This is a genomic window from Streptomyces sp. NPDC101166, assembly GCF_044768125.1.
GTDB lineage: Bacteria > Actinomycetota > Actinomycetes > Streptomycetales > Streptomycetaceae > Streptomyces.
In genome coordinates this window covers 400826-424029 of record NZ_JBIWPF010000003.1, presented here as the reverse complement: position 1 = coordinate 424029, position 23204 = coordinate 400826, and the positions used below count along the sequence as shown (strand labels likewise).

Annotated in this window: 21 protein-coding genes; 15 read left to right on the top strand and 6 right to left on the bottom strand. The window is 70.8% G+C overall.

Annotation, left to right across the window (positions count from 1 at the left end; translation table 11 throughout):
• Positions 1-79 precede the first annotated feature (79 nt).
• Positions 80-709 carry a DUF3043 domain-containing protein gene (locus ACIRS4_RS08760; protein WP_404192009.1) on the bottom strand — a complete coding sequence of 210 codons (630 nt, stop codon included), beginning with the start codon at positions 707-709 and terminating at the stop codon, positions 80-82.
• A gap of 272 nt (positions 710-981) precedes the next feature.
• Between ACIRS4_RS08760 and ACIRS4_RS08755 the strand changes: the two genes are divergently transcribed.
• From ACIRS4_RS08755 to ACIRS4_RS08735, 5 genes are all read left to right on the top strand, one after another.
• Positions 982-1782 (top strand): PspA/IM30 family protein, encoded by an 801-nt coding sequence (locus tag ACIRS4_RS08755; RefSeq protein ID WP_404192006.1) that lies wholly within the window; start codon positions 982-984, stop codon positions 1780-1782.
• Between the two features lie 33 nt (positions 1783-1815).
• Positions 1816-2094: a hypothetical protein gene (locus ACIRS4_RS08750; protein ID WP_404192004.1), complete on the top strand. Its 279-nt coding sequence runs from the start codon at positions 1816-1818 to the stop codon at positions 2092-2094.
• A 112-nt stretch (positions 2095-2206) separates the two neighbouring features.
• Positions 2207-3433, top strand: coding sequence for a sensor histidine kinase (locus ACIRS4_RS08745; RefSeq protein ID WP_404192002.1), 1227 nt, complete (start codon positions 2207-2209; stop codon positions 3431-3433).
• The gene (locus ACIRS4_RS08740; protein WP_404191999.1) at positions 3430-4110 is read left to right on the top strand and encodes a response regulator; all 681 of its coding nucleotides are present in this window, start codon (positions 3430-3432) and stop codon (positions 4108-4110) included. Before ACIRS4_RS08745 ends, ACIRS4_RS08740 begins: the two co-directional genes overlap by 4 nt.
• A 100-nt stretch (positions 4111-4210) precedes the next feature.
• Complete coding sequence (locus ACIRS4_RS08735; protein ID WP_404191996.1) at positions 4211-6535, top strand: PQQ-binding-like beta-propeller repeat protein; 2325 nt, start codon at positions 4211-4213, stop codon at positions 6533-6535.
• Between the two features lie 32 nt (positions 6536-6567).
• Here the strand turns inward: ACIRS4_RS08735 and nadA are convergent, their stop codons facing one another.
• Positions 6568-7752 (bottom strand): quinolinate synthase NadA, encoded by a 1185-nt coding sequence (gene nadA / locus ACIRS4_RS08730; RefSeq protein WP_404191993.1) that lies wholly within the window; start codon positions 7750-7752, stop codon positions 6568-6570.
• Between the two features lie 278 nt (positions 7753-8030).
• Between nadA and erpA the strand changes: the two genes are divergently transcribed.
• A complete protein-coding gene (gene erpA / locus ACIRS4_RS08725) occupies positions 8031-8387 on the top strand; it encodes an iron-sulfur cluster insertion protein ErpA (RefSeq protein WP_130437147.1) in 357 nt (118 codons plus the stop codon).
• 77 nt (positions 8388-8464) lie between these two features.
• On the opposite strand, the gene ACIRS4_RS08720 is transcribed toward erpA, so the two are convergent.
• On the bottom strand, positions 8465-10645 hold the full coding sequence (locus ACIRS4_RS08720; RefSeq protein WP_404191990.1) for a hypothetical protein: 2181 nt from the start codon (positions 10643-10645) through the stop codon (positions 8465-8467).
• Positions 10646-10791: 146 nt separating this feature from the next.
• On the bottom strand, positions 10792-11028 hold the full coding sequence (locus ACIRS4_RS08715) for a hypothetical protein (RefSeq protein ID WP_404191988.1): 237 nt from the start codon (positions 11026-11028) through the stop codon (positions 10792-10794).
• A 132-nt stretch (positions 11029-11160) separates the two neighbouring features.
• Here ACIRS4_RS08715 and ACIRS4_RS08710 point away from each other — a divergent pair, with 132 nt between their 5' ends.
• Positions 11161-12135: a carbohydrate kinase family protein gene (locus ACIRS4_RS08710; protein WP_404191986.1), complete on the top strand. Its 975-nt coding sequence runs from the start codon at positions 11161-11163 to the stop codon at positions 12133-12135.
• A gap of 6 nt (positions 12136-12141) precedes the next feature.
• Here ACIRS4_RS08710 and ACIRS4_RS08705 read toward each other — a convergent pair whose 3' ends face one another.
• Positions 12142-13524, bottom strand: coding sequence for a cysteine desulfurase/sulfurtransferase TusA family protein (locus ACIRS4_RS08705; protein WP_404191983.1), 1383 nt, complete (start codon positions 13522-13524; stop codon positions 12142-12144).
• A gap of 280 nt (positions 13525-13804) precedes the next feature.
• Here ACIRS4_RS08705 and coxB point away from each other — a divergent pair, with 280 nt between their 5' ends.
• The 4 genes from coxB (at position 13805) to ACIRS4_RS08685 (ending at position 18318) form a co-directional block, all read left to right on the top strand.
• Positions 13805-14764 (top strand): cytochrome c oxidase subunit II, encoded by a 960-nt coding sequence (gene coxB / locus ACIRS4_RS08700; RefSeq protein WP_404191981.1) that lies wholly within the window; start codon positions 13805-13807, stop codon positions 14762-14764.
• Entirely contained in the window at positions 14761-16497 is a 1737-nt protein-coding gene (gene ctaD / locus ACIRS4_RS08695) for a cytochrome c oxidase subunit I (RefSeq protein ID WP_404191978.1), read from the top strand. The genes coxB and ctaD overlap by 4 nt, the downstream gene beginning before the upstream one ends.
• The gene (locus ACIRS4_RS08690) at positions 16494-16892 is read left to right on the top strand and encodes a cytochrome c oxidase subunit 4 (protein WP_404191975.1); all 399 of its coding nucleotides are present in this window, start codon (positions 16494-16496) and stop codon (positions 16890-16892) included. Before ctaD ends, ACIRS4_RS08690 begins: the two co-directional genes overlap by 4 nt.
• A gap of 163 nt (positions 16893-17055) precedes the next feature.
• Positions 17056-18318, top strand: coding sequence for an Ig-like domain-containing protein (locus tag ACIRS4_RS08685; RefSeq protein WP_404191972.1), 1263 nt, complete (start codon positions 17056-17058; stop codon positions 18316-18318).
• A 70-nt stretch (positions 18319-18388) separates the two neighbouring features.
• On the opposite strand, the gene ACIRS4_RS08680 is transcribed toward ACIRS4_RS08685, so the two are convergent.
• Positions 18389-18790, bottom strand: a complete 402-nt coding sequence (locus tag ACIRS4_RS08680; RefSeq protein ID WP_404191970.1) for a hypothetical protein — start codon at positions 18788-18790, stop codon at positions 18389-18391.
• 179 nt (positions 18791-18969) lie between these two features.
• On the opposite strand from ACIRS4_RS08680, the gene ACIRS4_RS08675 reads away from it, so the two are divergent.
• From ACIRS4_RS08675 to ACIRS4_RS08660, 4 genes are all read left to right on the top strand, one after another.
• Positions 18970-19590 (top strand): heme-copper oxidase subunit III, encoded by a 621-nt coding sequence (locus tag ACIRS4_RS08675; RefSeq protein ID WP_130437156.1) that lies wholly within the window; start codon positions 18970-18972, stop codon positions 19588-19590.
• A 63-nt stretch (positions 19591-19653) separates the two neighbouring features.
• Positions 19654-20466 carry a c-type cytochrome gene (locus ACIRS4_RS08670; protein WP_404191967.1) on the top strand — a complete coding sequence of 271 codons (813 nt, stop codon included), beginning with the start codon at positions 19654-19656 and terminating at the stop codon, positions 20464-20466.
• Positions 20463-21521: a Rieske 2Fe-2S domain-containing protein gene (locus tag ACIRS4_RS08665; RefSeq protein WP_404191965.1), complete on the top strand. Its 1059-nt coding sequence runs from the start codon at positions 20463-20465 to the stop codon at positions 21519-21521. Before ACIRS4_RS08670 ends, ACIRS4_RS08665 begins: the two co-directional genes overlap by 4 nt.
• Positions 21518-23140, top strand: a complete 1623-nt coding sequence (locus ACIRS4_RS08660; protein WP_404191962.1) for a cytochrome bc complex cytochrome b subunit — start codon at positions 21518-21520, stop codon at positions 23138-23140. Before ACIRS4_RS08665 ends, ACIRS4_RS08660 begins: the two co-directional genes overlap by 4 nt.
• Positions 23141-23204 lie beyond the last annotated feature (64 nt).

Here is a 23204-nt window from a genome sequence, read left to right as displayed (position 1 = left end):
TCCTGCCGCACCACGTCACGCAAGCCGCCCAGCGTGTCCAGCCAGGCCTGCGCCGCACCCCCGGAGAACGAAGCAGCGCTCAGGGCCGCGCTCCACGCTTGACCTGCGGCTTGGGCAGCCGCAGCCGACGCATCTGGAGGGAGCGCATGAGCGCGTAGGCCACCGCGCCGCGCCGGTTGTCGTCGGGGAAGCGCTCGGCGAGCCGCTTCTTCAGACGGAAGCCGGTGAGGATCGAGTCCAGCACGATGAGCACGATCACCACGAGCCACAGCAGCAGCGCCATGCTCTGCAGGGAAGCGACCCGGACCATGCTCAGCACGAGGATGACCACGGCCATGGGCAGGAACCACTCCGCCACGTTGATCCGCGAGTCGACGAAATCGCGCGCGAACCGGCGCACCGGGCCCTTGTCCCGGGCCGGCAGATACCGCTCGTCGCCGCCCGCCAGCGCTTGACGCTGCCGCTCCATCTGGGCGCGACGATCGTCACGCTGACGCTTGGCGGCCTCCTTGCGCGTCATCGGGGTGTTGGCGACGCTGCGGCGCTGGGACTGGGCCACGCTGCGCTTGGGCGTGGGCCGGCCCTTGGGGGCCTCAGGGTCGCGGGGCTGCTTGGAGTCGGTCAGCGGCGCCTTGTCGGCGACTGCGGCCTTCTCTTCCTTGGCACGGCTACGGAACACAAAACCCAAGGGTAAGCGCTCCGCGGGCATGGACCCCAGCCCGGCGGGGAACGATCCGGCAACACCAGTCGTCTGTAGTGGGGACAGACCGGGCGGAGACGGGGTGAGAGGGGACACCCGACGCCCGCCGCTCACCCTGAGGGCCGCCTACTCCCCAGGCCGGAGGTCGAGGCTTCACCAGTCGTCCTTGGGGATGAGCGCATCCGTCTCCGAACAGTGCGTCAATGGATGCAGGGCCCGTACTGTGGGTCCTGTCGCAGACCTGTGAGCTGGAGTCCGTCAGAAGGGGGCGCGCGAAGCCCATGAGCGGTGTCATGAAGCGTATGGGGATGATCTTCCGCGCGAAGGCGAACAAGGCCCTTGACCGGGCCGAGGACCCGCGCGAAACCCTCGACTACTCGTACCAGAAGCAGCTGGAGCTCCTGCAGAAGGTCCGCCGCGGCGTCGCCGACGTGGCCACCTCCCGCAAGCGGCTGGAACTCCAGCTCACCCAGCTTCAGTCGCAGTCCTCCAAGCTGGAGGACCAGGGCCGCAAGGCGCTCGCCCTCGGCCGGGAGGATCTCGCCCGCGAGGCCCTCTCCCGCCGCGCCGCCCTCCAGCAGCAGGTCACCGACCTGGAGACGCAGCACGCGACGCTCCAGGGCGAGGAGGAGAAGCTCACCCTCGCGGCCCAGCGGCTCCAGGCCAAGGTCGACGCCTTCCGCACCAAGAAGGAGACCATCAAGGCCACCTACACCGCGGCGCAGGCGCAGACCCGCATCGGCGAGGCCTTCTCCGGCATCTCCGAGGAGATGGGCGACGTCGGCCTGGCCATCCAGCGCGCCGAGGACAAGACCGCCCAGCTCCAGGCCCGCGCCGGCGCCCTCGACGAACTCCTCGCCTCCGGCGCCCTCGACGACCCCACCGGCATCGCCAAGGACGACCTCCAGGCCGAGCTGGACCGCCTCTCCGGTGGTACGGATGTAGAGCTGGAGCTGCAGCGCATGAAGGCCGAGCTCGCCGGCGGCCCCTCCGCCGGACAGCAGGCCATCGAAGGTGGCACGAGCCACCAGGCGCAGCCCCAGCAGCAGCCGCAGGACACCCCGCGCTTCGACAAGCAGTAGCCCGGCGCCGGGACCGCACTCCGAGGAGGGCGCATGATCGTACGGATCATGGGGGAGGGCCAGTGGACGCTGGCCGACTCCCATCTGAGCGAGCTGAACACGCTGGACGACGAGCTGCTGAAGGAGATGGAGAGCGGCGACGCCGACGGCTTCCGCCGCACTCTCGGCGCCCTCCTGAACGCCGTCCGCCGCCTCGGCGAGCCCCTCCCGGACGAGACCCTGGAACCCTCGGAACTCATCCTCCCGGCCCCGGACGCGAGCCTGGAGGAGGTCCGCGAGATGCTGAGCGACGACGGGCTGATCCCGGGCTGAGGCCGACCGAGTGCCGCTCTCCGGACGCCGGGCAGGCTGATTCCGCCCTCCGGGGGCGGCAGCCCCCAGCGACGTCCACCGCAGCGACGGTCACTCGAGAAGGCACGGCACCTTGACACCCCTCGCCCGAGCCCAGCGCCAGTTGAAAGCACACCCCCTGGCCGCCGACGCGACCCTCGCCGCGGGCGTCCTGGCCTGCATGCTGGCCGGCTCCTTCGTCGACCCGCACGGCGAGCGCGGCGTCAGCTGGAGCCTGCGCACCCCCGACCTGCTGAGCCTGCTGCTCATGACCTTCAGCGCCGCCGCCCTCGTCTTCCGGCGCAGCGCCCCCATGACCGTCCTCGCCGTCACCGGCAGCCTCTCCCTCGTCGAGTCCGTGACCGGCGACCCGCGCGCCCCGGTCGCGATGTCCGCCGTCGTCGCCCTGTTCACCGTCGCCGCCGCCACCGACCGCGCCACCACCTGGCGGGCCGGCCTGCTCACCATGACCGTCCTCACCGGCGCGGCCATGATCGCCGGACCGCTGCCCTGGTACGCCCAGGAGAACCTGGGCCTGCTCGCCTGGACCGGCATCGGCGCCACCGCCGGCGACGCCGTCCGCAGCCGCCGGGCCGCACTCCAGGCCATCCGGGAACGAGCCGAACGCGCCGAACGCACCCGCGAGGAGGAGGCCCGCCGCCGGGTCGCCGAGGAGCGCCTGCGCATCGCCCGGGACCTGCACGACGTCGTCGCCCACCACATCGCCCTGGTCAACGTCCAGGCCGGGGTCGCCGCCCATGTCATGGACAAGCGTCCCGACCAGGCCAAGGAGGCGCTCGCGCACGTCCGCGACGCCAGCCGCTCCGCGCTGAACGAACTGCGCGCCACCGTCGGCCTGCTGCGCCAGTCCGGCGACCCCGAGGCCCCCACCGAACCCGCCCCCGGCCTGGACCGCCTCGACGAGCTCGCCGGCACCTTCCGCAGCGCCGGCCTCCAGGTGGAGGTCGCCCGCGACGACCAGGACACCGCGCTCCCCGCCGCCGTCGACCTGGCCGCCTACCGGGTCATCCAGGAGGCGCTGACCAATGTGCGCAAGCACGCCGGCGCCGACGCCAAGGCCGAGGTCAGCGTCGTCCGCGTCGGGCCCCACATCGAGGTCACCGTCCTCGACGACGGCTCCGGCGACGCCCCGGCGCACCAGGCCGGCGGCGGCCACGGCCTGCTCGGCATGCGCGAACGCGTCACCGCCCTGCGCGGGACCCTCACCACCGGTCCGCGCTACGGCGGCGGCTTCCGCGTCCATGCGATCCTGCCGCTCAAGACCCCCAGCGCCGCCGCGGAACCGGAGGACCCCGCATGAGCATCCGTGTCCTGCTCGCCGACGACCAGGCACTGCTGCGCAGCGCCTTCCGTGTGCTCGTCGACTCCGAGCCCGACATGGAGGTGGTCGGCGAGGCCTCCGACGGCGCCGAGGCGGTGCGGCTGGCCAAGGAACGCGAGGTTGACGTCGTCCTGATGGACATCCGCATGCCCGGCACCGACGGCCTCGCCGCGACCCGCCTGATCAGCGCCGACCCGACGCTCACCGACGTCCGCGTGGTGATCCTGACGACGTTCGAGGTCGACGACTACGTGGTGCAGTCGCTGCGCGCGGGAGCCTCCGGCTTCCTCGGCAAGGGCAGCGAGCCCGACGAACTGCTGAGCGCCATCCGGGTCGCCGCCGGCGGCGACGCCCTGCTGTCGCCGGCCGCCACCAAGGGCCTGATCGCCCGCTTCCTCGCCCAGAGCGACCCCGACGACATCCGCGACCCCGCCCGCGCGCAGCGCCTGGACGCCCTCACCGTCCGCGAGCGCGAGGTCCTCGTCCAGGTCGCCGGCGGCCACTCCAACGACGAGATCGCCGAACGTCTGGAGGTCAGCCCGCTGACCGTCAAGACACACGTCAACCGGGCCATGGCCAAACTGGGCGCCCGCGACCGGGCCCAACTCGTCGTGATCGCCTACGAGTCCGGGCTGGTACGCCCCAGAGCGGACTGAGCCGTGGTGCCGACTCCGGTGGCGCCGATTCCCTTTCTCCCGCGCGGGTTTCCTATCCTGTGAGCTCGAACTGCTCTGCGGGGGAAGGGGGATCGGGGCGGTGGCGCTGCACAAGGAGGACCCGAAGTCGCTCGGCGGGTACCGGATCGTCGACCGGCTCGGCGCCGGCGGCATGGGCGTGGTCTACCGGGCCGTGTCCGGGTCGGGGCGCGAGCTCGCCGTCAAGGTGGTGCACGCCCAGTACGCCGAGGACGCCGTCTTCCGTACCCGTTTCCGGCAGGAGATCGAGGCCGTCCGCAAGGTGAGCGGCGCTTTCACCGCGCCCGTCGTGGACGCGGACCCGGAGGCCGTACGGCCGTGGATGGCCACCCAGTACGTGCCCGCGCCCTCGCTCGCCGCCCGGATCCGGGACGAAGGCCCGCTCGGACCGCCGGAGTTGCGCCGGCTCGCCCTGGGGCTGGTGGAGGCGCTGCGGGAGATCCACCGGGCCGGGGTCGTCCACCGCGACCTCAAGCCGGGGAACGTCCTGATGGCCGAGGACGGACCCCGCGTCATCGACTTCGGCATCTCCCGGGCGACGGAGAACCAGGCGCTGACCGAGACCGGCCACATGATGGGCACCCCGCCGTTCATGTCCCCGGAGCAGCTCACCGACGCCCGCACGGTCGGGCCGCACTCGGACGTCTTCTCCCTCGGAGCGCTTCTGACGTTCGCGGCGACGGGCCGCGGCCCCTTCGACGCGTACAGCCCGTACCTGACGGCGTACCGGGTGATGAACGAGCAGCCGGACCTGACGCGCGTGCCGCCGCCCCTGCGCGCGGTCGTAGCCCACTGCCTGGCCAAACTCCCCGACGAGCGCCCCGAACTGGACGCCCTGCTGGAGCAGTTCGCGGCCGCGCTGCCCGACGACGCGCAAGGGGACCGCGAGGAGGACCACGGGGCGCAGGAGGACCGGGTCGCCGAGGCTGCACGGCGGCCCGGTCCCGGCACGAGCCCCCGGCCGGTGGCGGAACCAGCCGCCGAACCGGCCGCCGGACCGACGGCCGAGGCCGCCGCCGAGTCGGTCGCCGGCCCCGTCGCCCTCTCGGTCGCCGAGCCGGCCGGCGGGCGTCGCGGCCGTGTCCGCGTGTTCGCTCTGGCCGGTGCGGCCGGGGTGCTGGCCGTCGCCCTCGCCGTCTACCTCGTCCTCGGTCCGCTGAACGACCGCGGCGGTGACCGTGCGGGCGGCTCCCCGAGCGCCACGGCCTCCCGCTGGGCGGCGGTGCCGGCCGGCTGGAAGCCGTGGACCACCACGGTGCGCGAGCCCGCCGAGCACGGCGTCACCCGCGCCCTGGAGGGCACCGGCGACCAGGGCACCCCGGCCTGCGCGCTGGACGCGGGCGCCGTCTACTGCGTCGGCGGCGGGGTCCTGCCGGTCCGGCTCGACGCGCTGACCGGCCGGACCCTGTGGCGGGCCGGCGCGGCCGGCGACGACAAGGCGCCCGTCGGGTACGGCGGGGACATGCTCGGGGCCCAGGACGGCGTGGTGCTGATCAGGGAGGCCGAGTCCACGCCGGCGGACCGCCCGCGGCCCCCGGCCCTGACGGCTCTCGACGCCGACACCGGAAAGAAGCTCTGGTCGCGTCCGGTGTCCTCCGGGAACGGCGCCGCGGGCCTTGCGGGCGGGCTGGTCCTGATCCCCGAGGCCGACCAGCGGTCGATGACCGCCCGTTCCCCGCGCGACGGCGCCCGCCGCTGGTCCGCCGCCCTGCCCGCCGACCACGCCTGCACCTTCCACGGCTTCGGCGACGCCCTGTACGCCCTGTGCGGCAGGTACGACATCGACGAGCCGAAAGCCCGGCTGCTCGCCATCGACCCCGCCGACGGCACGACCCGTGAACTCGCGGTCGTCGCGCCGCACAGTGTCCTGCTCGGTGAGCTGGACGGCCGACCGGTGCTCGTGGAGCCGACCGAGGCGAGCGTGCAGGAGTCCGGGGAGCCGGCGTACACGCGTGTGGTGACGGTCGATCCGGCGAGCCGTGTACAGCGGGCGGTGACGGCGGCGGGGGAGCCCGGCGGACAGCCGGCGCTGGTCGGCGGGGTGGTCTGCTTCGCGGCGTCCAACGGACTGGTCACCGCCGTCTCCCCGGAGACGGGCGCACGGCTGTGGCAGACCCGGACGAGCCTGGAACAGCCGGGGCAGCCGATGGCGGGCCCGCGGGGGACGACGGTGTTCCTCGCCAGCGCGAGCGGGCGGACGGCCGCGCTGGACGCCCGTACGGGCGGCGTGCTGTGGGAGACCCTCCCGCACGCCGCCCGGGTCGGGGCGTCGGGCTGGCTCCCGGAGATGCTCCCGCTGGCGGGCGCGCTGGTGGTGGTCACCCCCGACGGGACGGTCTTCTCCGTGAACCCCGCGCACCCCGACAGCACACCGGCTCCGGCGTGAGCGTGCACGCCGGAGCCGGGGCCGGGTGAGGACTACGGCAGCGCCAGCATCCGTTCCAGGGCCAGCTTCGCGAACGCCTCCGTCTCCTTGTCGACCTCGATGCGGTTGACCAGCTTGCCCTCGGCCAGGGACTCCAGGGTCCACACCAGGTGGGGCAGGTCGATGCGGTTCATGGTCGAGCAGAAGCACACCGTGCGGTCGAGGAAGACGATCTCCTTGCCCTCGGGAGCGAAACGGTTCGCCAGCCGCCGCACGAGGTTCAGCTCGGTGCCGATCGCCCACTTCGAGCCGGCCGGAGCGGCCTCCAGCGCCTTGATGATGTACTCGGTCGAACCGACGTGATCCGCCGCGGCCACGACCTCGTGCCGGCACTCGGGGTGAACCAGCACGTTCACGCCGGGTATGCGGGCGCGCACGTCCTCCACCGACTCCAGGCTGAAGCGGCCGTGCACCGAGCAGTGGCCCCGCCACAGGATCATCTTCGCGTCCCGCAGCTGCTCGACGGTGAGCCCGCCGTTCGGCTTGTGCGGGTTGTAGAGGACGCAGTCCTCCAGGGACATGCCCATGTCGCGGACGGCGGTGTTGCGGCCGAGGTGCTGGTCCGGCAGGAAGAGGACCTTGTCGCCCTGCTCGAAGGCCCAGTCCAGGGCCCGCCGGGCGTTCGACGACGTGCAGATGGTGCCGCCGTGCTTGCCGGTGAACGCCTTGATGTCCGCGGAGGAGTTCATGTACGACACCGGGACGACCTGCTCGGCGATGCCCGCCTCGGTCAGCACGTCCCAGCACTCGGCGACCTGCTCGGCCGTGGCCATGTCGGCCATGGAGCAGCCGGCGGCCAGGTCGGGCAGCACGACCTTCTGGTCGTCGGAGGTGAGGATGTCCGCGGACTCCGCCATGAAGTGCACACCGCAGAACACGATGTACTCGGCGTCGGGGCGCGCGGCCGCGTCCCGGGCCAGCTTGAAGGAGTCTCCCGTGACGTCGGCGAACTGGATGACCTCGTCGCGCTGGTAGTGGTGACCGAGGACGAAGACCTTGTCGCCGAGCTTCTCCTTGGCGGCGCGGGCCCGCTCCACCAGGTCCGGGTCGGACGGGGAGGGCAGGTCGCCGGGGCAATCGACGCCCCGCTCGCTCTTCGGGTCGGCCTCCCGGCCGAGCAGCAACAGGGCGAGGGGAGTCGGCTGTACGTCGAGCTCCGGGGTTGGGGCGGTGGTCACGGCACGCACCCTTTCTACTTTTCGTCGAACTGACGTTATCTATGATAACCCGCTTCACGTCACTTTGACGATGGTCATTGCGTCGATGTGACGTGAATCCCTGGCCCGCCCGGGCGGACACTGTGCGCCCCCACGCGTGTGTGCGAGCATGAAGGGCAGAGGGGCGCAAGAAGGAGCGAAACACTATTCGCTCGGGCCCCTCGGCCCGGAATGAATCCGCGGCCCCGTCGGTTGCAACCGTCGGCAAGCAGTCTCCGTACAACCCGGGAGAGATGTAGATGTCCGTATCGGACGAGACCAGCACCGTCACCGACGGCATCATCCTGACCGACGCCGCCGCGTCGAAGGTCAAGGCCCTGCTCGACCAGGAAGGCCGTGACGACCTCGCCCTGCGCGTGGCCGTCCAGCCCGGCGGCTGCTCCGGCCTGCGCTACCAGCTCTTCTTCGACGAGCGTTCCCTCGACGGCGACGTCGAGAAGGACTTCGACGGCGTCAAGGTCGTCACGGACCGCATGAGCGCTCCCTACCTGGGCGGCGCCACGATCGACTTCGTGGACACGATCGAGAAGCAGGGCTTCACGATCGACAACCCGAACGCGACCGGCTCCTGCGCCTGCGGCGACTCCTTCAGCTGAGCCGTACCGGAACGACGGGAAGGCGGCGGCCCCACTCCGGGGCCGCCGCCTTCCGCGTCTTCTCCGTCGGCCACCCGCTACGGCAGCCGCGCGCCCGGCTTCTCCAGCGGGACCGCCTTGCCGTCCGACCCGACCACGGTCCGGCTGCCGAGCGGCTCGTCCAGCGTCACCGTCTTGTGGAACACCTTGGCGATCTTGATGCAGACCTTGTCCGGCCACGGCGTCGCGGTCACGGTGACCTCGACCCGGTCGCCGCGCTCGGTCGCCGCCGCCGTGTAGTCGGCGCACACCCCGCCGGTGAAGGCGACCGTCAGCTCCCGCCCCTCGGCGGTGTAGCCGTCGACCTTCACGTCCTGCGTCGTCGCGCCCGAGGTCGGCCCGCCGGACGGGCTCGCCGTCGCGGGCGTGCCCAGGTACTCCGGCTCGACGGCCGGATGCGTCACCGTGTACGTGCCGTCCCCGGCGCCCCGCACCTCGAACAGCCAGGACGGCACCAGGACCTGCCGCCCGCCCGAGGAGTGCGGGGCCAGCCCGAACACCGCCTCCTGAACCGTCACCGTCTGCTTGCGCGTCTGCTTCCCCGGCATGTCGGCCGACGGGGCGCACGGGCTCGCCAGCCGGTCCTCCCTGCCCTGCGGCCGGCCGTCCAGCGGGGCCGAGCTGGCGCAGCCCCCGATGCCCATCCGACGGTCGGTGCCGGGAGCGGCGTTCATCCGGTCCAGCGTCTCCCGCGCGCTCAGCACGGGGTACGACTCCCCCTCGGCCGGCGTCTTCAGCTGCCCGTTCCCGGAGACGACCTCGCCCTGGCCGTTGACGGTGACGCCGGTCGTCCAGCCGTAGGTGGGCAGACCGCCGAACTCGGCGTCGGCGTTCACCATCCGCTGGGCGCCCGCGACCTGGCTCGCGTCGATCTCGGCGTCGCTCTGGCCGACGGCCTCGAGGACCGGCTCGGCCGCCTTCTTCGCCGCCTCCTCGCTCACCGGATCGCCGCTCGCGGAGCCCTGCGCGCAGACGGCGCCACCGCTCTTGCAGGAGTCGGTGCCGGGGGCGTACCGGTTGAACGTCCACAGGCTGGGCGCCTGCTTCTCCACCCTCAGCACCGGACCCGAACCGTCCGTCCCGGCGCCGACCTTCCAGCTCTGCCCCTCGGTGACCGGCGTGCCCTTCACCCCGAGCGCGGCCGCCAGCCGGGCCACCTCGCCCTCGCCGACCGCGCCCTTCGCCCAGTACACGGGCGCGGTGTCGGGACCGTCCGGGAGGGTGCCCTCGGCGCGGTAGACCACCCCGTAGGGGTTGGGCTCACCGGGCGCGATGCCGTTGCCGCCGCTGTCGCTGCTGCTGCCGTTGTCGGAGGGAGCGGCGGCCGCGTTGTAGTCGTCCAGCACGAGTGCCGGCGGCGCCCCGTCCCGCGAGGGAGACCCGGCCGCCGACTCGCCGCCGCCCCCGCCGGCCGCGTTGGCGGCGAGATAGGCCCCGCCGCCGCCCACCAGCAGCACGGCTGCGGCGACCGCGGCCACGACTGCGGGCGACCGCCGCCGCCCGCCCCGCGCCTCGCCCGCCACGGGCCCCACATCCCCGAGCTCGCCACCGGCGGCCGCGGTGCGGTCAGCCGGTGCGGCGTCGGCGGCGGGCTTGTCCTCGGCCCTGACGGGCGCGGTCTCCACGGCCGCCGCGGTCGCGGACTCGGTCACCGCGTCGGACTCCGCGACGGCGTCCCGGTCCGCTTTCGGCTTGGCGTCGGTGTCCGGCCGGGCTTCCGCTTTCGGCTGGGCGTCGGTCTCCGGCCGGGCTTCCGTCTTCGGCTGGGCGTCGGTCTCCGGCCGGGCTTCCGTCTTCGGCTTCGCGGCCGCCTCGGCCTCTGCCGTGTTTCCTTCCGCCGCCTCCACGGCCGCCGCGGTCGCAGGCTCGGCCGCCGCGTCGGACTCCGCGACGGCGTCCGCGTCCGCCTTCGGCTCGGCGTCGGCCTCAGGCTCCGCGCCCGCCTCGACCTCTGCTTCTGCCGCCTTCGGCCGCGCTTCCGCCTTCGGCTGGGCGTCGGTCTTCGGCTCTGCTCCCGCCTTCGGCTTGGCGTCGGCCTCAGGCTCCGCGCCCGCCTCCGCCGCCGCCTCGGCCGTGTTGCCTTCCGCCGTGTCCGCTTCCGTCGCGTCGTCCGTCACGGCCTCGGTCCCGTCGGCGGGCTCCGTCGTCTCCGGCTCCGGTGTGGCCCCGTCCTCCGGCCCGCGTGCGGCGTCGTCGTTGTCGGGTCGCTCGGTGTTCACCGCATCGCTCCTTCGGCTGCGCTGTCGTACCTCACATCCCCTTTACGGGGGACAGCGATGGGACGCAGCGGGGGAGCGCACGGTTCCCCCTCGCGCTCCGACCGAAGGATTCGCCACCCGAACGGCTCAGAAGGCCCGTGTCGTTCTCAGTTCCCGTACTCGGGCATGGCCTCCAGCAGCCGGGCCGACGTGGCCGGTACGGACACCCCGTGCAGCAGGGAGAGCGGAACCGGCCGGGAGGCGATCCGCTCCGGGGCGGCCCAGTGCGGCGTCATCCGCGCGCAGTCGCCCCGCAGCGAGGCCAGGCCGCCGTCCAGGTCACCGGCGTGATCGGCGGCGAGAGAAGCGGCCGAAGCGGGTGCGTACGCCTTGAGGTTCGTCATAGCGGCACCGTACGCACGGGGGAGCAAACGAAGAAAGATCTACTATCGGGTAGTTTCTGAGGCTTCGATGGCGGCGGTCGACCGGGTAGCGTGAACTGTCAATCCCGCTCCCCACACAGGAGAGTCCACGCCGTGCGCATCGCAGTCACCGGCTCCATCGCAACCGACCATCTCATGACGTTCCCCGGCCGCTTCGCCGACCAGCTCGTCGCGGACCAGCTCCACACGGTCTCGCTCTCCTTCCTGGTCGACCAGTTGGACGTACGGCGCGGCGGGGTCGGCGCGAACATCGCCTTCGGCATGGGCCAGCTCGGCACCGAGCCGGTCCTGGTCGGCGCCGCCGGCTCCGACTTCGACGACTACCGTGCCTGGCTCGACCGGCACGGCGTCGACACCGAGTCGGTCCGCATCTCCGAGACCCTGCACACCGCCCGCTTCGTGTGCACCACCGACGCCGACCACAACCAGATCGGCTCGTTCTACACGGGCGCGATGAGCGAGGCCCGCCTCATCGAGCTCAAGACGGTCGCCGACCGCGTGGGCGGCCTGGACCTGGTGCTGATCGGCGCCGACGACCCGGAGGCGATGCTCCGCCACACCGAGGAGTGCCGCGCCCGCTCGATCCCCTTCGCCGCCGACTTCTCCCAGCAGATCGCCCGTATGAGCGGCGAAGAGATCCGGATACTGCTGGACGGCGCGACGTACCTGTTCTCCAACGAGTACGAGAAGGGCCTCATCGAGTCCAAGACCGGCTGGAGCGACGAGGAGATCCTCGCCAAGGTCGGCCACCGCGTCACCACCCTCGGCTCGCGCGGCGTCCGCGTGGAGCGGTCCGGCGAGACCCCGATCGAGGTCGGCTGCCCCGCCGAGGACCGCAAGGCCGACCCGACCGGCGTCGGCGACGCCTTCCGCGCCGGCTTCCTCTCCGGCCTGGCGTGGAACGTCTCCCTGGAGCGCGCCGCCCAGATCGGCTGCATGCTCGCCACCCTCGTCATCGAGACCGTCGGCACCCAGGAGTACCAGCTGCGCCGCGGCCACTTCATGGACCGCTTCGCCACGGCCTACGGCGACGAGGCGGCGGCGGAGGTCCGCAAGCACCTCGGCTAGCCCGGTTCAGGACACCCGGCGGACCAGGTATGCCGTACCTCGGTCCGCCGGCTCCTCGCCCGCGTACTCCTGGCCCCGCATCTCGCACCACGCCGGGATGTCCAGCCGGGCCGCCTCGTCGTCGGACAGCACGCGCACCGTCGCGCCGACCGGCACGCCCCCGAAGGCCTTCGCCAGTTCGATGACGGGGACCGGGCAGCGCTTCCCGAGCGCGTCCACGACCAGCTCCTCGCGCCCGACGCCGGCGGCAGCGGTCGCCGACGGCGCCCTCAGCTTCTCCCGCACCCCCGCCACCACCTCCGGCAGCACCGCGAGGAACCGCTCCACGTCCTCCTCCGCGGCCCCCGCGGGCAGCGACACCCGCACGTTCCCCTCGCTCAGCACCCCCATCGCCCTCAGCACATGGCTGGGCGTCAGCGTGCCGCTGGTGCACGACGACCCGGACGACACCGAGAATCCCTCCCGGTCCAACCCGTGCAGCAGCGCCTCCCCGTCGACGTAGAGGCACGAGAACGTGACGGTCCCGGGCAGCCGGCGCTCCGGGTCCCCCACCACCTCCACATCGGGCACCAGCCGGGGCACCCGGGCCCGGATCCGCTCCGTCATCTCCCGCAGCCGGGCCGCCTCGGCCTCCGCCTCCGCCCGCACCGCCCGCAGCGAGGCCGCCGCGGCGACGATCGCCGGAAGGTTCCCGAACCCGGCCGCCCGCCCCGACTCCCGCTCGTCCACCGGCCCCTGGGCCACGAACCGCACCCCCTTGCGCACCGCCAGCAGCCCCACCCCGGGCGGCCCACCCCACTTGTGCGCGCTCGCCGTCAGCAGCGACCAGGGGCCCGGCACCGGCCCCCAACCGAGCGACTGCGCCGCGTCCACCAGCAACGGCGTCCCCGCCGCCCGGCACACCTCGGCCACCTCGGCCACCGGCTGCTCGGTCCCCACCTCGTGGTTGGCCGACTGCAGACAGGCCAGCGCCGTGTCGGAACGCAGCGCCTCCTCGTACGACCCCACGCTCACCGCCCCCGACCGCCGCACCGGAACCCGGGTCACCGCACCGCCGTCGGCCTCGAACAGCTCCGCCGAATGCAGTACCGAGGAGTGTTCGACGGCTGACACGATCAGGTGGCGCCCGACCCGCCGGCGTCCCGCCAGCGCGCCCGCGATGCCGCTGTGCACGGCCTGCGTCCCGGACGACGTGAACACCAGCTCGTCCGCCCGGCACCCCACCGCCTCGGCCGCGGCCTCCCGGGCGGCGTCGAGCAGCAACCGAGCCCGCCGCCCCTCCCGGTACAACCGCGAAGGATCAGCCCACCCTTCGTCCAGAGCAGCCAACAGCCCCTGCCGGGCGACGGGATGGAGAGGAGCGGCGGAGGCCGCGTCAAAGTAGGACACACAGCAACGTTAGAACGCCGGTGCGCGGAACCCCCAGGGGCGCAGGACTGTGACGACATGCGGCTGCGCCGCGGGGGCGCGACAGGCCGCAGCGGATGCCGCCCCGCCAAACAAGCGAACCACCCGAGTGAGTAGGCACCCCTCCTGGAGAACCCCCGGAGGGCGTCGGCTAGGGTTTGGTCCGCATAAACATCCAAACCCCTGCCCGACGCAGGGCGGCGACCGACCAGCGAGAAGGCCGCAGCCAACCGCGCGGGCGAGACTCTCGGGAAGGCGCTACGTGAGTCCCAACGGCTCCGACCGCTCGCCGCGGCGCCCGATGCGGCGGAAGCTGCTGCAGGCACTGACCGCGGGCCTGGTCCTTGCGACCGCAACCGGTTGCACATGGAAGGACTTCCCCCGCCTTGGCATGCCCACCCCGACCACGGAAGAGGCTCCGCGGATCCTCTCCCTGTGGCAGGGATCGTGGGCTGCCGCGCTCGCCGTCGGCGTGCTGGTGTGGGGCCTGATCCTGTGGAGTGCGATCTTCCACCGGCGCAGCCGCACCAAGGTCGAGGTACCTCCGCAGACCCGTTACAACATGCCCATCGAGGCCTTGTACACGGTGGTCCCGATCATCATCGTCTCGGTGCTGTTCTACTTCACCGCCCGCGACGAGTCCAAGCTCCTCAGCCTGGAGAAGAAGCCCGACGTCACGGTCAACGTGGTCGGCTTCCAGTGGAGCTGGTGCTTCAACTACATCCAGAACGTCGACGGTTCCACCGGTGACGCGAAGACCGACGAGAACCTGGCCGCCATCCCGGACAGGTACAAGAAGGACTTCCCGGCCGACGCGGGCGGCGTCTACACCTGCGGCACTCCCGGTGAGCGGAACCCGCAGACCAACAACCCCGGTCCGACCCTCTGGCTCCCCGAGGGCAAGACGGTCCGGTTCGTCCTCACCTCGCGGGACGTCATCCACTCCTTCTGGGTGGTGCCGTTCCTGATGAAGCAGGACGTCATCCCGGGCCACACCAACGCCTTCCAGGTGACCCCCAACCGGGAGGGCACCTTCCTGGGCAAGTGCGCCGAGCTCTGCGGCGTCGACCACTCCCGCATGCTGTTCAACGTGAAGGTCGTCTCCCCCGAGCGGTACGAGCAGCATCTCAAGGACCTCGCCAAGAAGGGGCAGACCGGTTACGTTCCCGCGGGCATCGAGCAGACGAGCCACGAGAAGAACCGGGAGACGAACAACCTGTGAGCATCCTCAACGAACCCCAGGGTGCCGCGGCAGCAGGGTCCCACTACCAGGACGAGCTGCCGGTCCGGCGCCAGCGTCGCGGTGAAGTGGTCGTCAAGTGGCTGACGACGACCGACCACAAGACGATCGGCACGCTGTACCTGGCCACGTCGTTCGCGTTCTTCATCATCGGCGGCGCGATGGCTCTCCTCATGCGCGCCGAGCTGGCCCGTCCGGGCCTGCAGATCATGTCGAACGAGCAGTTCAACCAGGCGTTCACGATGCACGGCACGATCATGCTGCTGATGTTCGCGACGCCGCTGTTCGCCGGTTTCGCGAACTGGATCATGCCGCTGCAGATCGGCGCGCCCGACGTGGCGTTCCCGCGGCTGAACATGTTCGCCTACTGGCTGTACCTGTTCGGCTCGCTGATCGCCGTCGCCGGCTTCCTCACGCCGAACGGCGCCGCCGACTTCGGCTGGTTCGCCTACGCCCCGCTGTCGGACGCGATCCGCAGCCCCGGCATCGGCGCCGACATGTGGATCATGGGTCTGGCCTTCTCCGGCTTCGGCACGATCCTCGGCTCGGTCAACTTCATCACCACGATCATCTGCATGCGCGCCCCCGGCATGACGATGTTCCGTATGCCGATCTTCACCTGGAACGTCCTGCTGACCGGTGTCCTGGTCCTGCTGGCCTTCCCGGTGCTGGCGGCCGCGCTGTTCGCCCTGGAGGCGGACCGCAAGTTCGGCGCCCACGTCTTCGACGCGGCCAACGGCGGCGCCCTGCTGTGGCAACACCTCTTCTGGTTCTTCGGACACCCAGAGGTGTACATCATCGCCCTGCCGTTCTTCGGCATCATCTCCGAGGTCATCCCGGTCTTCTCCCGTAAGCCGATGTTCGGCTACATGGGTCTGATCGCCGCGACGATCTCCATCGCCGGTCTCTCCGTGACCGTGTGGGCGCACCACATGTACGTCACCGGCGGTGTGCTGCTGCCGTTCTTCTCCTTCATGACGTTCCTCATCGCCGTCCCGACCGGCGTGAAGTTCTTCAACTGGATCGGCACGATGTGGAAGGGCAGCCTCTCCTTCGAGACGCCGATGCTCTGGGCCACCGGCTTCCTGATCACCTTCACCTTCGGTGGTCTGACCGGTGTCATCCTGGCCTCGCCGCCGATGGACTTCCACGTCTCCGACTCGTACTTCGTGGTGGCGCACTTCCACTACGTCGTCTTCGGCACCGTCGTCTTCGCGATGTTCTCCGGCTTCCACTTCTGGTGGCCGAAGTGGACCGGCAAGATGCTGGACGAGCGCCTCGGCAAGGTCACCTTCTGGACGCTGTTCGTCGGCTTCCACGGCACCTTCCTGGTCCAGCACTGGCTGGGCGCCGAGGGCATGCCGCGCCGGTACGCCGACTACCTGGCGGCCGACGGGTTCACCGCCCTGAACACGATCTCGACGATCGCCTCGTTCGTGCTCGGTCTGTCGATCCTGCCGTTCCTCTACAACGTGTGGAAGACGGCCAAGTACGGCAAGCCGGTCGGCGTGGACGACCCGTGGGGCTACGGCCGCTCCCTGGAGTGGGCGACCTCCTGCCCGCCGCCGCGGCACAACTTCCTCACCCTGCCGCGGATCCGCAGTGAATCCCCGGCGTTCGACCTGCACCACCCGGAGATCGCCGCGCTCGAGCAGCTGGAGCACGCCGACCACGGCACCGGCGCCATCGCGGGCAGCAAGGAGGCCGGCAAGTGAAGATCCAGGGCAAGATGTTCATCTGGCTGAGCGTCTTCGTCCTCGCCATGGCGGTCGTCTATGGCGTGTGGTCGAAGGAGCCGGCCGGCACCACGGCCCTCTTCCTGGCCTTCGGTCTGTGCATCATGGTCGGCTTCTACCTGGGCTTCACCGCCCGGCGGGTCGACACCGGCGCCCAGGACAACAAGGAGGCGGACGTCGCGGACGACGCCGGCGAGCTGGGCTTCTTCAGCCCGCACAGCTGGCAGCCGCTGTCCCTGGCCATCGGCGGCGCCCTCGCCTTCCTGGGGGTCGCGGTCGGCTGGTGGCTGCTGTACTTCGCGACACCCGTGATCCTCGTCGGCCTGTTCGGCTGGGTGTTCGAGTACTACCGCGGTGAGAACCGCACCCAGTAGCACCCGGCGGCGCCCGGCCGACGGCGCCGCACCGGCCGCTGAACGCGGCAGAGCCCGGACACTCCGCGAGGAGCGTCCGGGCTCCTGCGTTCGCCGCAACGAGTGTCACCCGTGCGTGTCTCCCAGCGCGCCGCCGTTGACACGGCTTCCTAGCGTGATCCACATGAGCCACGCACCCCGCCCCCACCCCCGCACCGTCGTCGGCTGCACCCTGCTGGTGATCGCCCTGGCCGAGGGCGCCGTCGCCTGCGGCCCGGACGACAACCCCCTCGCCGCGCGCCCCTACGACGCCACGGACCAGATCGCCTTCAGCGGGCCCACCGAAGAGGCCGAGAAGGCCGACCCGGACAAGCCCCTGGAGATCACCGCGCGGGCCGCGGACGGCCGGATGACGGACGTCACCGCCCTCGACGCGACCGGCCGCTACATAGCCGGCGAACTCTCCGCGGACGGCGCCCGCTGGCACAGCACCGAGCCGCTCGCCGCCGACGCCCGCTACACGGTCCGCGTGAGCACCGAGGACGAGGACGGAGCCCCCGGCCGCCGCGTCCTGTCCTTCGTCACCGGCAAGCCCGCCGACAAGAAGCGCCTGACGGTGGCCTTCGGCCCGCAGACGGGCACCTACGGCGTCGGCCAGCCCCTCACCGCGGAACTGAGCCAGCCCGTCAAGGACCCCGCGCAGCGCGCCCTCGTCGAACGGGCCCTCAAGGTGGAGTCGCTGCCCGCCGTCCAGGGCGGCTGGCACTGGGTCGACGACAAGCAGCTCCACTACCGCCCGCAGGAGTACTGGCCCGCCCACGCCACGATCCGGGTGCACAGCAACCTGGACGGCATAAAGATCGGCGACCGCCTCTGGGGCGGCGCCGGCAAGGACCTCTCGCTCACCATCGGCGACCGGGTCATCGCCGTCACCGACGCCGCCTCCCACACGCTGACCCTCACCAGGAACGGCGAGGAGATCAAGCGGCTCCCGGTCACCACCGGCAAGCCCGGCTTCGAGACCCGCAACGGCGTCAAGGTCGTCCTGGGCAAGGAGTACTTCGTCCGGATGCGCGGCACCAGCATCGGCATCCCCGAGGGCTCCTCGGACTCCTACGACCTGCCCGTCTACTACGCCACCCGCGTCACCTGGAGCGGCGAGTACGTGCACGCCGCCCCCTGGTCGGTGGGATCCCAGGGGTACGCCAACGTCAGCCACGGCTGCACGGGCATGAGCACCGCCAACGCCGCCTGGTTCTTCGACCACGTCCGCCAGGGCGACGTCGTACAGGTCGTCAACAGCAACGGCCGCACGATGGAGACCTTCGGCAACGGCTTCGGCGACTGGAACGTCGACTGGAAGAAGTGGACCGAGGGCAGCGCGTTGACGGCCGGCGCGCACAAGGCGCAGCCCGACACCACCCGCCTGCGCCCGACGGCCGTCTAGATCACCTCAGAGCCGCCCAGAGCCGCCCAGAGCCGCTCAAGGCCCCTCACGGCGGCCCAGGGCCGCCCCCTCAGGCGCTCTGCAGTCGCCGCTCGCGCAACAGCGCGGCCAGCGCCGCCGCGAACTCCACCGGCTCCACCGGCAGCGTCACCGCCGCCTCCGCCCGGCTCCAGGTGGCCAGCCAGGCGTCCTGCGGCCGCCCGATGAGCAGCAGCACCGGCGGGCACCGGAACACCTCGTCCTTGATCTGCCGGCACAGCCCCATGCCCCCCATGGGCACGGCCTCCCCGTCCAGGACCACGACGTCGACCCCGCCCGCGTCCAGCTCCCGCAGCACGGCCGCGTGCGTCGCGCACTCGATGAACTCCACGACGGGGGAGTCCGGCGCGGGCCGCCGTCCGGTCGCCAGCCGCACCTGCTCCCTGGTCCGGGCGTCGTCGCTGTAGACCAGCACCGTGGCGGTCTCCTGCATGGTTCCTCCGCGTCATTGGAGTGGAACTTCCGGGTACCGATGGGGCGGATGCTACTCCCCTGAACACCACGTCAACACCTGTCGGAACACCCCCGTGCTGGGCCATCCGGGCACTCCACACGGTACGGACACTCCGAACGGCACCCCCGGGAGTGAGGGCGAGATAAGCGACCGACATAATGTCGGTCGTGGCGACAGCAACGACAGTAGATACCGGGCACGCGCACCCGTCGGTCAACCGGCCGAACCTCACCAGCGTCGGAACCATCATCTGGCTGAGCTCCGAGCTGATGTTCTTCGCGGCCCTCTTCGCGATGTACTTCACCCTGCGATCGGTGACGGGTCCAGAGTTCTGGAAGGAACAGGCCGCAGCCCTGAACTTCCCGTTCTCGGCGACGAACACCACGATCCTGGTGCTCTCCTCGCTCACCTGCCAGCTCGGCGTTTTCGCCGCCGAGCGCGGTGACGTGAAGAAGCTCCGGGGCTGGTTCATCGTCACCTTCATCATGGGTGCGATCTTCATCGGCGGTCAGGTGTACGAGTACACCGAGCTGGTCAAGCACGAGGGCCTCTCGCTCTCGTCCGACCCCTACGGCTCGGTCTTCTACCTGACCACCGGCTTCCACGGCCTGCACGTGACGGGCGGTCTCATCGCCTTCCTGCTGGTCCTGGGGCGCACCTATGCGGCCAGGAGGTTCACCCACGAGCAGGCGACCGCCGCGATCGTCGTGTCCTACTACTGGCACTTCGTCGACGTCGTCTGGATCGGCCTCTTCGCCACGATCTACATGATCAAGTAGCCGGGCCCGCACCCGCACATTCCAGAAGCATCGACGCAGAAGATCCTGACACCGGGGTAATCCGTGAAAAAGCTCTCCGCACGACGACGCCATCCGCTGGCGGCGCTCGTCGTCCTACTCCTCGCGCTGGCATGCACCGGGGGGCTGTACGCCGCGTTCGCACCCGCGAGCAAGGCGCAGGCAGATGAAACCGCCCAGTCCCTCGCCATCGACGAGGGCAAGAAGCTCTACGCCGTAGGCTGCGCCAGCTGCCACGGCACCGGCGGTCAGGGCACCTCCGACGGTCCGAGCCTCGTGGGCGTGGGCGCCGCCGCCGTCGACTTCCAGGTCGGCACCGGCCGTATGCCCGCGGCGACCTCCCAGGGCGTCCAGGTGCCGAAGAAGAAGGTCGTCTACACGCAGGCCCAGATCGACCAGCTGGCCGCGTACATCGCCTCCCTCGGCGCCGGCCCGTCCGTCCCGACCGACGCCGAGTACGGTCCGGAGGGCGCGGACATCGCCAAGGGCGGTGAACTGTTCCGCACCAACTGCGCGCAGTGCCACAACTTCACCGGCAAGGGCGGCGCCCTGACCCGGGGCAAGTACGCCCCCTCGCTCGAGGGCGTGGACCCGAAGCACATCTACGAGGCCATGCAGACCGGCCCGCAGAACATGCCCTCCTTCCCCGACACCACGCTGTCGGAGCAGAACAAGAAGGACATCATCGCGTACCTGAACGCGGTCAACGGAGATGAGACGGAGAGCCCCGGCGGTCTCGAACTGGGCGGCCTCGGGCCGGTCAGCGAGGGTCTGTTCGGCTGGATCTTCGGACTCGGCGGACTGATCGCCGTCGCCGTGTGGGTCGCCGCCCGGACCGCAAAGGCCAAGAAGTCATGAGTAGCCAAGACATTCCAGAAGAGAACCTGCCCGCTGAGCAGGACGCCCGCCACGGCGCGGTGAGCGTCGCGGACGAGCAGCACCCGTTCGCGGACCCGGGGCTGCCGCCCCACGAGCACCGTGTCCAGGACATCGACGAGCGGGCCGCCAAGCGGTCCGAGCGTACGGTCGCCTTCCTGTTCACGCTGTCGATGCTGGCCACCGTCGGCTTCATCGCCTCGTACGTGACGATCCCGCACGACAAGTCGATCTTCGTGTTCCCGATCGGTCACATCAGCGCGATGAACTTCGCGCTGGGCCTGACCCTCGGCGCGGCCCTGTTCTGCATCGGCGCCGGCGCGGTCCACTGGGCCCGCACGCTGATGTCGGACGAGGAGGTCGCGGACGACCGTCACGCGATCGAGGCGAGCCCCGAGGTCAAGGCCAAGGTCATGGCCGACTTCAAGCAGGGCGCCAAGGAGTCCGCGCTCGGCCGGCGCAAGCTGATCCGCAACACGATGTTCGGCGCGCTGGCCCTGTTCCCGCTCTCCGGCGTCGTGCTGCTGCGCGACCTCGGTCCGCTGCCCGGGGACAAGCTGCGCCACACGCTGTGGGGCAAGGGCAAGCTGCTCGTCAACATGAACACCAACGAGCCGCTGCGTCCCTCGGACGTCGCGGTCGGCTCCCTCACCTTCGCCAAGCCGGAGGGTCTCGAGGAGACCGACCACGACTTCCAGAACGAGATCGCCAAGGCCGCCCTGATGATCGTCCGCATCCAGCCGGACAACATCAAGGACAAGCGCGAGCTCGAGTGGTCGCACGACGGCATCGTGGCGTACTCGAAGATCTGCACCCACGTGGGCTGCCCGATCTCCCTGTACGAGCAGCAGACGCACCACGTGCTGTGCCCCTGCCACCAGTCCACCTTCGACCTGTCCGACGGTGCCCGAGTGATCTTCGGCCCGGCCGGTCACGCCCTGCCGCAGCTGCGTATCGGTGTGAACGACGAGGGCTACCTCGAGGCGCTCGGCGACTTCGAAGAGCCCGTCGGTCCTGCATTCTGGGAGCGCGGATGAGCAACAAGGACGACCGCCGCAAGGCGCCCGCAGGTGAGCGGGTCGCCGACTGGGCCGACGGTCGGCTGGGGATCTACTCCCTGGCCAAGGCCAACATGCGCAAGATCTTCCCGGACCACTGGTCCTTCATGCTGGGCGAGATCTGCCTCTACAGCTTCATCATCATCATCCTCACGGGTGTGTATCTGACGCTGTTCTTCCACCCGTCGATGAACGAGGTGGAGTACCACGGCTCCTATGTCCCGCTCCAGGGACAGCTGATGTCCGAGGCGTTCAACTCGACCATGCACATCTCCTTCGATGTGCGCGGTGGTCTGCTGATCCGGCAGATCCACCACTGGGCCGCGGTGATCTTCCTCGCCGGCATGTTCGTGCACATGATGCGCGTCTTCTTCACCGGCGCGTTCCGCAAGCCGCGTGAGATCAACTGGCTGTTCGGCTTCCTGCTGTTCGTCCTGGGCATGTTCACCGGTTTCACCGGCTACTCGCTCCCGGACGACCTGCTCTCCGGCACCGGTGTCCGCTTCACGCAGGGCGCGATCCTGTCCGTGCCGATCGTCGGCACGTACATCTCGATGTTCCTGTTCGGCGGGGAGTTCCCGGGCGGCGACTTCGTCGCGCGGTTCTACTCGATCCACATCCTGCTGCTGCCGGGCATCATGCTCGGGCTCGTGGTCGGCCACCTGATCCTGGTCTTCTACCACAAGCACACGCAGTTCGCGGGCCCCGGCCGCACCAACAAGAACGTCGTCGGCATGCCGCTGCTGCCGGTCTACATGGCCAAGGCCGGAGGATTCTTCTTCCTGGTCTTCGGCGCCATCGCGGCCATCGCCGGCATCGCGTCCATCAACCCGATCTGGGTGCTCGGCCCGTACCGTCCGGACCAGGTGTCCACCGGCGCCCAGCCCGACTGGTACATGGGCTTCGCCGAGGGCCTGATCCGCGCCATGCCGGGCTGGGAGATCAACCTCTGGGGTCACACGCTGGTCCTGGGCGTGTTCGTCCCGCTGGTGCTCTTCGGTCTGTTCCTCGGTGTGATCGCCCTGTACCCGTTCATCGAGTCCTGGGTCACCGGCGACAAGCGCGAGCACCACATCCTGGACCGTCCGCGCAACGCCCCGACCCGCACGGCCTTCGGCGTCGCCTGGATCACCGGCTACATGATCATGCTGATCGGCGGTGGCAACGACATCGTCGCCACCCACTTCCACCTGTCGATCAACGCGGTCACCTGGTTCGTCCGGATCGGCTTCTTCGTCGGACCGGTGCTGGCCTTCGTGGTCACCAAGCGGATCTGCCTCGGCCTCCAGCGCCGCGACAAGGACAAGGTGCTGCACGGCCGCGAGACCGGCACCATCAAGCGCCTGCCGCACGGTGAGTTCATCGAGGTGCACGAGCCGCTCAGCCAGGAGGCCCTGTACACGCTCACCGCGCACGAGCAGTACCAGCCCGCCGAGATCGGCCCCACGGTCGACGAGAACGGCGTGGAGCGCAAGGTGAAGCGTTCCGAGAAGGTCCGCGCCAAGCTGAGCAAGGCGTACTACGGCGAGGAGAACCAGATCTCGAAGCCGACCGTCGAGGAGTACCGGGAGATCACGAGCGGCCACGGCCACCACTGATCACTGCGTCGCCACACCACACTGAAGGGCCCCGTCCGGTGTTCGGACGGGGCCCTTCCGTTCC